The organism is Dokdonella sp., from assembly GCF_051958935.1.
Lineage (GTDB): Bacteria > Pseudomonadota > Gammaproteobacteria > Xanthomonadales > Rhodanobacteraceae > Dokdonella_A.
This window is the reverse complement of the sequence record NZ_JBQCFP010000002.1, coordinates 50,967-62,201: the sequence shown is the minus strand read 5'-3', so window position 1 is coordinate 62,201 and position 11,235 is coordinate 50,967. Positions and strand designations below refer to the sequence as shown.

Below are 11,235 nucleotides of genomic sequence, written 5' to 3'. Positions count from 1 at the left end.
GATCGGCTTCCTCTCCGTGTGCTCCGTGTTTCGATCTTTCCCCTTTGCGTCTCTCTTCAATATCCTTCGTGTTTCAGGCTTTTGCCCTGCGCGTTCGGTCGCTCCTCAGGCTTCCGTGGCCGGGTTGCGGGCGCGTTGGGCGCGCCGGCCGAGTTGGGCGATGAGCGCGCGGAGCGCGGCGGGGCGCACGGGTTTGTGCAGCACGACGTGGCCGGCTTCGCGCGCCTGTGCGTGCAGTTCGGTGCCGTGGTCGGCGGTGATCAGTGCGCCCGGTGGCGGCGGAGTGCATGCGGCGCGCACGCGGGCGAGCGCGTCGATGCCGTTTTCCCCGGCGTCGAGATGGTAGTCGGCGAGGATGAGGTCGGGGCGATGGCGCTGTGCGGCTTCCACCGCGCTCGCGATGTCGCCGGCGAGGTCGCTGGTGACGCCCCACTGCGCGAGCAGGGTCGCCATGCCGTCGAGGATCGCCGCATCATTGTCGATGCAGAGCACGCGCAGGTCCGCGGCGAGGCCGATCGCGCGTGCGCGCGCGGGGGCTGCGTTGTTCTCCGTGGCGACCGGCCGCGCGCGCTCCACCGTGACCGAGAACACGCTGCCGTGGCCGAGGCGCGAGCGCAGGTCGAGGCGGTGGCCGAGCAGGCGCGCCATGCGGTCGCAGATCGAAAGGCCGAGGCCGAGGCCCTTTTCACCCCAGGGCGACACCTGCGTCCCGCGATGGAACTCGTCGAAGATCGCGTGTTGCTGTTCGGCCGAGATGCCCGGCCCCGAATCGCGCACTTCGATGCGCCAGGCGTCGGGCCCCGCGCGGCGCACGCCGAGCAGCACGCTGCCGCTGCGCGTGTAGCGCAGCGCATTGGCGAGGAAGTTCTGGAGGATGCGCCTCAGCAACTGCGGATCGGTGCGCACCCATGCGCGCGTCGGCGCGAAGCGCAGGCGGATCGCGCGCGCGCTCGCCTGCACGCCGAACTGGTGGCGCAGCGGTTCGATCACGTCGGCGAGCGCGACCGTGCCGACCTCGGCGCGATACTTGCCCGCGTCCAGGCGTGACGCCTCGAGCAGCGCGTCGAGCAGCTCTTCCGCGGCCTTGAACGCGGTGTCGATGCGCTCGGCGAGGCGCGCCGACTCGGCGTCGAGCTGCGGCTGCTGGCGCAGTGCCGAGGTGAACAGGCGCGCGGCGTTGAGCGGCTGCAGCAGGTCGTGGCTCGCCGCGGCGAGGAAGCGCGTCTTCGACAGGTTCGCCGACTCGGCCAGGCGCTTGGCCTGTTCCTGCGCGGCGAGTGCCTCGGACAATTCGTGCGTGCGCTGCTCGACGCGCTGCTCCAGCGTTTCGTTCGCTTCGATCAGCGCCTGCTCGGCGTGCTTGTACGCGGTCACGTCGTTGAACGTCGTGAGGTAGCCGCCGCCCGGCAACGGTTCGCCGCGCGTCTCGATCACGCGGCCGTCGGCGCGCGTGCGCAGCCAGATGTGCGGCCGCGCGCGGCGCAGGTGCGCGATGCGCTTGCACACCTGTGCGTCGACGTCGCCCGCGCCGAGCAGGCCGCGCTCGGCGTTGTGGCGGATCAGGTCGGCGACCGGGCGGCCGACGTAGACGTAGCCCTCCGGGTAGTCGAAGAAGTCGAGGTAGCGGCGGTTCCAGGCGACGATGCGCAGGTTCGCGTCGACCACGCTGATGCCCTGCATCATGTTCTCGAACGTGACCGCCATGAGCTCGCGGTTGAAGCGCAGCTCCTGCGAGGTCTCGTCGAGCATCGCGACCGCTTCGGTGAGGTCGAGGCCGGTGCCGCGCAATGCGGTGGTGAGCATGCGCCGCGCGGTCGCGGCGCCGACCGCGCTCGCGAGCAGGCGCTCGGTGTGCTGCAGCAGCGCGCGGTCTGCATACGCGTCGTTGGCGAGCGGTACCTGCTCGGCCTGGGCGTAGCTCGCGAACGCCCGCTCCGCATTGCGCTCGCCGACGATGCGCTCGGCGATCGCGCGCAGCTCGCCGACGCGCACGCGCCCGCGCCACTCGCCCGTGCCCGAAGGCCGGGCGAAATCCGGATCGAGGAACGCCGCCGCGCGCAGCCGTTCGTCGACGCCCGGGCGCAGGCGCAGCGAGACGAACACGAGCAGTGCGACGTTGAACAGCAGCGACCAGAACGCGCCGTGCGTGACCGGCTCCCAGCCCTGCAGGTTGAACAGCGCGTGCGGGCGCAGCCAACCGATCTCGAACGGGCCGCGCTGGATCCACTGCGTCGACAGCCAGCCCGCGCTCGCGAGCGTCGGCAGCAGCAGCGTGTAGGCCCACACGAGGAAGCCGGCGACGAGGCCGCAGATGACGCCGAGCCGGCTCGCGCTGCGCCAGTACAGGCCGCTCACGATCGCTGGCGCGAACTGCGCGACCGCGGCGAACGACAGCAGGCCGATCGCGGCGAGGTTCTGGCTCTGCGTGCTGGCGCGGTAGTAGGCGAACGCGAGCAGCACGAGCACGACGATGGCCACGCGGCGCACGCCGAGGACGATGCCGGAGAGGTCCCCGCGTTGTTCCAGCCGCAGCGCGCGGATGCGCAGCAGCAGGGGCATGACGAGGTCGTTGCTGATCATCGTCGCGAGCGCGACCGAGGCGACGATGACCATGCCGGTCGCGGCCGAGTAGCCGCCGATGTAGGCGAAGATCGCGAGCAGGCGGTCGCCGTTGGCGAGCGGCAGCCACAGCACGTAGGCGTCCGGCGCGATCGCATGGCCGTGCGCGGCGACCGCGCCCGCATGCACGATCGGCAGTGCGAACAGGCAGATCACCGCGAGGTACACCGGGAACAGCCAGCGCGCGCGGCGCACGTCGGACGGATCCTCGCACTCGACCACGCCGACCTGGAACTGGCGTGGCAGGCAGAAGATCGCGGTGAAGGCGAGCACGGTCTGCGCGACGAAGCCGGTCGGCAGGCCGTTCGCCAGCGCCGCCTCGAACGGCTGCGCGAACACGTCGAGGTCGCGGCTGCTGCCGAGCGCGTACACGCCGACCGCGACGAATGCGAGCAGTTTGACCAGCGATTCGACGGCGATCGCGAGCATCATGCCGTGGTGGTGTTCGCTCGCATCGATGCCGCGCGTGCCGAACAGGATCGCGAACGCGGCGAGGATCAACGCGATGTACAGCGCCGTGTCACCGAACGGCGACTCGGCGTGGCCGCTGCCTCCGGCGAGCACGGTGAAGCTCATGCCGACCGCCTTGAGCTGCAGCGCGAGGTAGGGTACGACCGCGGTCACCGCGATCAGCGTGACGAGCGCGCCGAGCGCATGCGATTTGCCGAAGCGCGAGCCGATGAAATCGGCGATCGAGGTGATGCGGCGTTCCTTCGCCACCGCGACGAGGCGTTCGAACAGGCCGAATCCGGCGACGAACAGCAGGATCGGACCGAGGTAGATCGGCAGGTAGGCGAGGCCGTCGCGTGCGGCGGTGCCGACCGCGCCGTAGAACGTCCACGACGAGCAGTACACCGCGAGTGCGAGGCTGTAGACGATCGGCCGCAGCCACGCGCGCGTGGGGTAAAGCGGGCGGCGGTCGCCGTAGTAGGCGACGCCGAACAGCGCGCCGACGTACAGCACCGAAGCGAGCAGCAGGATCCATCGTGGGATCATCCGGGGTCCTCGGAAAGCATCTTCTCGTCATCGCATGCGCTGCGCGCCGGCACGCCGATCATACGACCGGCGCGACGCCGCGCACGGCGGCACCGTAAAATGGGCGCCCCTGTTCCTCCGGGCCCGAAATGGCGTTCCTCGACCAGTTGATCGGCTTGTTCATCCAGCACGGCTATTTCGCCGTGTTCGCGGTGCTGCTGATCAGCGGCCTCGGCGTGCCGATCCCCGAGGACCTGTCGCTCGTCGCCGGCGGCATCATCGCCGGCCTCGGCCATGCCGACGTGCGCGTGATGTGCGCGGTCGGGCTCGCCGGCGTGCTGGTCGGCGATTCGTTCGTGTTCCTCGTCGGCCGCACGTTCGGCGTGCGCGCGCTGCGCGTGCGCTGGGTCGCCCACCTGCTCACGCCGCGCCGGCATGCGCAGGTAAAGGCGAAGTTCACGCGCTACGGCAACCGTCTCATGTTCGTCGCGCGCTTCCTGCCCGGGCTGCGCACCGCGGTATTCCTCACCGCGGGCATGAGTCATCGGGTGTCGTTCCTGCGCTTCATCGCGCTCGATGGCCTCGCCGCGCTGATCTCGGTGCCGTTCTGGATATGGCTCGGCTCCCTCGGCGCCGAGCATCGCGAGTGGGTGCTCGCGCAGCTGCACCGCGGCCAGGGCGTCGTGGCGGCCGTGCTCATCGTGCTCGTCGCCTTCGCCACCGTGTGGGCCTGGCGCCGCGGCCGCGAGCGACTGCGCCGCCTGCACGCCCACCGCGAACGCCGCGCGGAGCGGACGCGGCCCTGAGGCGTGCGCGGCATTCTCCGCCGCATGTTCGCCGCGGTGTCGCGATGATGCGGCGGGACTCGCGCTGCGCGCTCGACCCGCCCTACGCGTGCTCGGCATTCTCCGTAGGGCCGTACGCGCGGAGCGCGTGCCGCCGCATGTTCGCCGCGGTGTCGCGATGATGCGGCGGGACTCGCGCTGCGCGCTCGACCCGCCCTACGCGTGCTCGGCATTCTCCGTAGGGCGGTACGCGCGAAGCGCGTGCCGCCGCCTGTTCGCCGCGGTATCGCGATGATGCGGCGGGACTCGCGCTGCGCGCTCGACCCGCCCTACGCGTCGGCATTCTCCGTAGGGCGGTACGCGCGAAGCGCGTGCCGCCGCCTGTTCGCCGCGGTATCGCGATGATGCGGCGGGACTCGCGCTGCGCGCTCGACCCGCCCTACGCGTGCTCGGCAACCTCCGTAGGGCGGTACGCGCGAAGCGCGTGCCGCCGCATGTTCGCCGCGGTGTCGCGATGATGCGGCGGGACTCGCGCTGCGCACTCGACCCGCCCTACGTTCTCGACCGGGCTACGCGCGCGATCCAGAGCCGAAGCGGAGCTCGACGTCGGCTGCGCGCGGCATCGCCTCGGCGGCGCCGCGGCGTTCGGTCGAGAGCGCGGCGCAGCGGTTCGCGTGCACGACCGCGTCACGCAGCGGACGGTCGCCGCGGCGCAGCAGCGCCGCGACCAGAGCCCCGGCAAACCCGGCGCCGGCGCCGGTGGTGTCGACGACGTTCACGCGCTCGGCGTCGACGCGATAGTACGCCTGCACATCGCCGTGCCTGCCCGCATCCGCGTGCGAAACGAAGCAGCCGTGTGCAGCGAGCGTGACGACCACGCTCGCCACGCCGAGTCCGCGCGCGAGCCGATGCAATTCGGCGTCGTCGCGCGCGGCGAGCGTGTCGGCGTCGACGCGCGCACCGCCCGCACGCTCGAGCAGCAGCGCGAACTCGCTTTCGTTCGGCGTCACGATGTCGCAACGCGCGAGCAGGCCGGCGTCGAGGGCGTCGTGCACGGGCGCGGGGTTGAGCACGCGCAGCACGCCGTGCGCCTGCGCGAGGTCGAGCGCGGCGCGCGTCGCTTCGATGCCGTTCTCCAGTTGCACGAGCAGCACGCCGGCCGCCGCGAACAGCGCCTCGCGCTCGCGCACGAATGCGGGGTCGAGGCGTTCGTTGGCGCCGAGCGCGACGATGATGCGGTTCTGGCCGTGCGCCTCGACCACGATGCAGGCGCTGCCGGTGGCGGCTTCGGGGCAGGCCTGCCAGTGCGCGTCGATGCCTTCGGCCGCGGCGAGACGGCGTGCGCCATCGCCGGCGGCGTCAGTGCCGATCGCGGCGACGAACGCGGTGGGCGCCCCCTGGCGCGCGCACGCGACCGCCTGGTTGAAGCCCTTGCCGCCGGGCGCGCTGTGGAAAGCGTCGCCGCGCAAGGTCTCGCCGGCCCGCGGCGCACGCTCGACGCGCCACGCGTAGTCGTGGTTGTAGCTGCCGACGACCAGCGCGAGCGGCGGCGCCATCGTCGATCCCGCGCTCAGAGCTGCTCGAGCACGCCCGCGATCGTCGCGGTCATGAACGTGGCGAGCGAGCCGCCGAGCACCGCGCGCAGGCCGAAGCGCGCGAGGTCGGCGCGCCGGTTCGGCGCGAGCCCGCCGATGCCGCCGATCTGGATCGCGATCGAAGAGAAGTTCGCGAAGCCGCACAACGCGTACGTCGCGATGAGCTGGCTTTCCTTCGACAGCTGCGCAATGTGCTTGGACATGTCGACGTAGGCGACGAACTCGTTGATCACGACCTTTTCGCCGATGAAGCTGCCGACCAGCGATGCGTCGTGCCACGGCACGCCGATCAACCAGGCGATCGGCGCGAGCACCCAGCCGAAGATCGTCTGCAGCGACAGTTCCACCGGGTGGCCTGCGCTCGCGCTCAGCCACGCGTTGATCGAAGAGCCGGCATCGCCGCCCCATGCGTGCGCGCCGAGCCATTGGATCGGCCCATTGATGAGCGCGATCAGCGCGATGAAGGCGAGCAGCATCGCGCCGACGTTGAGGGCGAGGCGAAGGCCGTCGGCGGCACCCGTGGCCGCGGCGTCGATGACGTTGGCGGTGGTCCTCTCGACGTCGAGCTTGATCGTGCCGCGCGTGAGCGGCTCTTCGGTCTCGGGCACGAGGATCTTTGCGAGCATCAGCGTCGCCGGCGCGGCCATGATGCTCGCGGTCAAGAGGTGCTTGGCGAAGAACTGCTTCTGCACCGGGTCGTCGCCGCCGAGGAGGCCGACGTACGCGGCCATCACGCTTCCGGCGATGTGCGCATGCCGCCGATCATCACGGTCATGAGTTCGGACTGGGTCATGCGCTCGATGTAGGGCTTGATCGTCAGCGGCGCCTCGGTCTGGCCGATGAACACGCTCGCGCACACGCTGGTCGTCTCGGCGCCCGACACGTTCATGACCTTGGTGATGACCCAGGCCATGCCCTTGACGATCTTCTGCATGATGCCGAGGTGGTAAAGCACGCCGGTCAGCGAAGCGAAGAAGATGATCGTCGGCAGCACCTGCACCGCGAACACGAAGCCGAACTTCGAGATGTCCATGAAGCTGCCAAAGATGAACTCGGAGCCGACGCGGACGAAGTCGAGCAGGCGCACGAAGCCGGTGGCGATCGCATTGAACACGTCGCGGCCGAGCGGCAGCTTCAGCACGATCGCGGCGAACGCGATCTGCAGCGCCACGCCGGTGAGCACGAGGCGCCAGTCGACCGCGCGCTTGTTGTTCGAGAACGCGAACGCGATGCCGACCAGTACGGCGAGGCCGAACAGCCCGAACGCGACATGCCCCAAGGCCAGCATCATCGGTGAAGATCCCCCGGCCCGCGAGGCGCGGGCGATCCGGCGAGCGTAGAGCAGCCTTCGCGGGCCACGCAAGGCGGCTCGCGTGTATGCTGTCCGGTGCAGTGACGATGCTGCGCTGCGGTGAACGCCGGGAGTGCACGCGACGAAATGAGCCGGTCACGCGTTTTTTCGACAGACCATCCGACGCCGCGGATCGGCTTGCCACCCGCCCTGGTCGTTTTCGCGCTGCTCGCGCTGCTCGGCGGCGGGGTGCTCGTCGGCTGGCTGGACCCGGCCTTCGCCGACGAAGCGGCCGCCGTGCCCTACGGCGCGATCGCCGCGAACGCGTTGCCCGCGGTCGTGCTCGCCTTGCTGCTGCTCGCCCTCACGCGACGGCCCGTGCTCTCGCTCGGCTTGAGCCTGCTGCCGCTCTACCTGCTCTATTTCGCCAACGCGATCAAGCTCGACCTGCTCGATACGCCGGTGCTGCCCGCGGATTTGGTCCTGCTCGGCCACCTCGGTGACGGCGGCCAGCTGCTGCTGCACTACCTGCCGGCGGCGGCGATCGGCGTCGCATTCGCCTGCGTGCTCGGGGTCGCCGCGCTGCTGCGCTGGGAACCTGCCTGGAGCCGGCTGCGCGGATGGCGCCGCGCGCTGCTCGGCGGCGGCACGCTCGCACTCGGCGCGAGCCTGCTGGCCGGTGCGACGCCGTGGTCGCGCGTTTACGCCGCCGCGCAGGACGACTGGCACGAGTGGTCGCCGGCCGCATCTGCCGGCAGCGGCGGCTTGCCGGCGACGCTGCTGAGGTACGCCTGGCGGACGACGTTCGTGCTGCCCGAGCCCGACCGCGCGCTCGCGCGGCACTTCATGCAGGAACACGCCGCGCCGGTCGTCACCGCGCCGGCGCCGTCGGCATTGCCCGACATCGTCGTCCTGCAGAGCGAATCGTTCTTCGACGCCGCGCGCCTGCGCGGGATCGAGCCCGCGCAGGTACTGCCCGAATATCGCCGCATCGCCGCCGAATCGCGTCATGGCGACCTGTGGGTGCCGACCTACGGTGGCGGCACGATCCGGACCGAGTTCGAAGTACTCACGGGCATCGCGATGCGCTACTTCCCGGACGTGCAATATCCATATTTCCGGCTCACCGCGACCGCCGTGCCGAGCATCGCGAGCGTGCTCGCCGCGCACGGTTACCGGACGATCGCGGTGCATCCGCACGAGCGCGACTTCTGGAACCGCGCGTCCGCGCTGGCGCACCTGGGATTCGCCGAATTCGACGGCCAGGAAACCTTCGGCGATGCCGCGCGCGTCGGCTGGTACATCGGCGACGACGCGCTCGTCGACCATGTGCTGCAGCGCCTCGACGCCGCCGCCGGTGCTCCCGCCTTCGTGTTCGCGATCAGCATGGAAAACCACGGCCCTTACGAGGGGTTCCCGAACGCCGATCCCGGCGAGATCGCGGCCCAGCCGCTCCCGCCGGGCGCGGGCGGCGTCACGGGCGAGCGCCTGCGCGGCTACCTCTTCCATCTCGCACGGGCCGACCGTGCGCTCGGTCGCCTCGCCGATGCGCTGAAACAGCGCTCGCGCCGCACCCTGTTGCTGTTCTACGGCGACCACCTGCCGGCCTTGCCGCGCGTCTACGCAGGCGCCGGATTCGACGACGATGGCAGCGGCGCGCAGCAGCCGGTGCCATGGCTGCTGTTCGACAGCGCGCAACCGGCGGCGGCGCCGGCCAGTGAAGTGACCGCGTCGTTCTACCTGCCCGCGCTGCTGCTTTCCACCGCGGGCATCGAGGATGACTGGTTCGGCGCGCTCGAGTCGGCGCGCCGGCTCGACCGGCCGGGGCCGAACTGGACGCCGCTCGAGGACTACACGCTGGGGCCGGCGATGCAGCTGCGCCAGCGCGGCGAAGCGCCCTGAGGCGCGGCGCGCACGGCCGCGCCGGCGCTAGAATGCGCGCGTTGCGCGGCCGGCCGGGCCGCCTGGGGAAGGGGAAATCATGTCGAATCCGTCGGTGAGCCGGACGCCGTACGTGTTGCGCGACGCGGTCGATGCGCACGTCGAGGTCGCGCGCGCGACGGTCGACGACACCGCGCGCTTCCTCGCCGGCAGCGGCGCGCTGAAGTTCGGCCAGGGCACGATCGCGACGATCGTCGCGCTCGCGCTCGGTGTGCTCTGCCTGCTCGGCGTGCTCGCGTTCCATTTCCCCGAGTACCTGACCACGCCGGAGCTGCGCCACCAGTACTCGGTCGACGTGCTGCGCCAGTTGCTGCTAATCGCGCTGCTCGTCGCCGGCGGCCTCGCGCTGGCGAACCTCGTGCTCGGCATCCGCCGCAACGTCAACCTCGTCGCGTTCGCCGGCGTGATCGCCGCGGTCGCGCTCGGCGGCTCGCGCGTGCCGGTCGGCGACTTCCCCGACCACACGCCGTACATCGGCCTCGACTGGTTCATCCTCGACCTGCTCGGCTCCACGCTCGTGTTCGTCGCGATCGAGAAGCTGTTCCCGCTGTACAAGGAGCAGACCGTGTTCCGGCCGGAATGGCAGACCGACCTCAAGCATTTCGCGGTCAATCATTTCCTCGTCGGCCTGGTCCTCCTGACCGTGAACTTCACGATCCACCACGGCTTCGCCTGGCTCGTCAGCCACGACTTCCAGCTCGCGGTGCAACGCATCTGGTTCGTGCCGCAACTGCTCCTGTGCATCCTCGTCGCCGACCTCGCGCAGTACTGGACGCATCGCGCGTACCACGAGATCCCGTTCCTATGGAAATTCCACGCGGTGCACCACAGCGCGAAGACGATGGACTGGCTCGCCGGCTCGCGCCAGCACGTCGCCGAGATCGTCTTCACGCGCGTGTGCGTGCTCGCGCCGCTGTTCGTGCTCGGTTTCAGCGAAGCGGTGATCAACACCTACATCATCGTGGTGGGCTTCCAGGCCGTGCTCAACCACGCCAACGTGCACCTGCCGTGGGGCCCGCTCAAGTACCTGATCGTGACGCCGGACTTCCACCACTGGCACCACTCGTCCGACGACGAGGCGATCGACCGCAACTACGCCGCGCACTATTCGTTCCTCGACCACCTGTTCGGCACCGCGGTGAAGGTGCCCGCGCACAAGCCGCTGCCGGCCCGATACGGCGTCGTCGGCGACTACATGCCGGACGGCTGGCGCGCGCAGCAGGCGTTCCCCTTCCGCGCGACTCCGAAGGGGTGATCGTCAGAACGCGTCGACGTGCTCCTCGAGCAGGTCGACGCCGCAGGCGAGCCGTTCGATCCAGTCGATGAAGCGCGTGACGTTTTCCTTGCCGCGGATCGGCAGGCCGTGTTGTGGCACGATCATCTCGATGTCGAGCCGGCGCGCGCGCCGCGCCCACCAGCGGCAGGCGCGATTGGACGCCATGTAGCGACGGTGGAACGCGGCCATGCGCGGCACGTGGGCGTCGAAGTCCGCGACCGGCGCGTACGGCGTGTCCGCGTCGACCATCGACGCGCCGAGGTCGCCGCTGAAGAGGATGCGGCTGACCGGGTCGTAGAACTGGAAGTTGCCGACGCTGTGCAGGAAATGCGCGGGCACGGCCTGCAAGTGGTTGCAACCGAGCGGAATCGGCGCGCCGTCGTCGGGGAGCAGCAGGTAGCGGTCGCTGCCCGCGTTCTTCTGGTAATGCGGAACGCTGTGGGGGATGAAGCGCCCCCACAGGCGCGAGCAGACCACGCGTGCCGGCGTGTAGAGCATCCAGCTGTCGACCGAGCCGATGATGTCGGGGTCCTGGTGCGAGGCGAGGATCCAGGTCAGCTCGCGCGGCTGCACGTATTGCGTCAGCGCCATGTTGAGCGGGGTGTAGAGCAGGGCGCCGCCGGGGTCGATCAGCGCCGATTGGCCATGGTCGAGGACGAGGAACTGGTTGGCCTGCACGCCGTCGTCGCCGCGCACGAGATCGGTGAATGCGATGCAGAGGTGGTCGTCGTTGCGGAAGAGTTCGGTCGCCAT

General features: G+C 70.4%; 6 protein-coding genes and 1 pseudogene. 3 read left to right on the top strand and 4 right to left on the bottom strand.

The window, feature by feature from the left end; genetic code table 11:
• Positions 1-105: 105 nt before the first annotated feature.
• On the bottom strand, positions 106-3,615 hold the full coding sequence (locus tag ACTHK2_RS00365; protein WP_440243536.1) for a hybrid sensor histidine kinase/response regulator: 3,510 nt from the start codon (positions 3,613-3,615) through the stop codon (positions 106-108).
• A 128-nt stretch (positions 3,616-3,743) separates the two neighbouring features.
• Here ACTHK2_RS00365 and ACTHK2_RS00360 point away from each other — a divergent pair, with 128 nt between their 5' ends.
• Entirely contained in the window at positions 3,744-4,400 is a 657-nt protein-coding gene (locus ACTHK2_RS00360; protein ID WP_440243534.1) for a DedA family protein, read from the top strand.
• Between the two features lie 548 nt (positions 4,401-4,948).
• On the opposite strand, the gene ACTHK2_RS00355 is transcribed toward ACTHK2_RS00360, so the two are convergent.
• Both ACTHK2_RS00355 and ACTHK2_RS00350 read right to left on the bottom strand, forming a co-directional pair.
• Positions 4,949-5,935 carry a ribokinase gene (locus tag ACTHK2_RS00355; protein ID WP_440243532.1) on the bottom strand — a complete coding sequence of 329 codons (987 nt, stop codon included), beginning with the start codon at positions 5,933-5,935 and terminating at the stop codon, positions 4,949-4,951.
• 14 nt (positions 5,936-5,949) lie between these two features.
• A pseudogene (locus tag ACTHK2_RS00350) lies at positions 5,950-7,265 on the bottom strand (NupC/NupG family nucleoside CNT transporter).
• A 198-nt stretch (positions 7,266-7,463) separates the two neighbouring features.
• Here ACTHK2_RS00350 and ACTHK2_RS00345 point away from each other — a divergent pair.
• Positions 7,464-9,167: an LTA synthase family protein gene (locus tag ACTHK2_RS00345; RefSeq protein ID WP_440243530.1), complete on the top strand. Its 1,704-nt coding sequence runs from the start codon at positions 7,464-7,466 to the stop codon at positions 9,165-9,167.
• A 79-nt stretch (positions 9,168-9,246) separates the two neighbouring features.
• Positions 9,247-10,461, top strand: coding sequence for a sterol desaturase family protein (locus ACTHK2_RS00340; protein ID WP_440243528.1), 1,215 nt, complete (start codon positions 9,247-9,249; stop codon positions 10,459-10,461).
• Positions 10,462-10,464: 3 nt separating this feature from the next.
• Here the strand turns inward: ACTHK2_RS00340 and ACTHK2_RS00335 are convergent, their stop codons facing one another.
• Positions 10,465-11,235: an MBL fold metallo-hydrolase gene (locus ACTHK2_RS00335; protein ID WP_440243526.1), complete on the bottom strand. Its 771-nt coding sequence runs from the start codon at positions 11,233-11,235 to the stop codon at positions 10,465-10,467.

Coding starts and splice junctions, on each gene's coding strand:
- ACTHK2_RS00365 (WP_440243536.1), bottom strand. CDS start 3,615: ATGATCCCACGATGGATCCTGCTGCTCGCTTCGGTGCTGTACGTCGGC.
- ACTHK2_RS00360 (WP_440243534.1), top strand. CDS start 3,744: ATGGCGTTCCTCGACCAGTTGATCGGCTTGTTCATCCAGCACGGCTAT.
- ACTHK2_RS00355 (WP_440243532.1), bottom strand. CDS start 5,935: ATGGCGCCGCCGCTCGCGCTGGTCGTCGGCAGCTACAACCACGACTAC.
- ACTHK2_RS00340 (WP_440243528.1), top strand. CDS start 9,247: ATGTCGAATCCGTCGGTGAGCCGGACGCCGTACGTGTTGCGCGACGCG.
- ACTHK2_RS00335 (WP_440243526.1), bottom strand. CDS start 11,235: ATGGCGACCGAACTCTTCCGCAACGACGACCACCTCTGCATCGCATTC.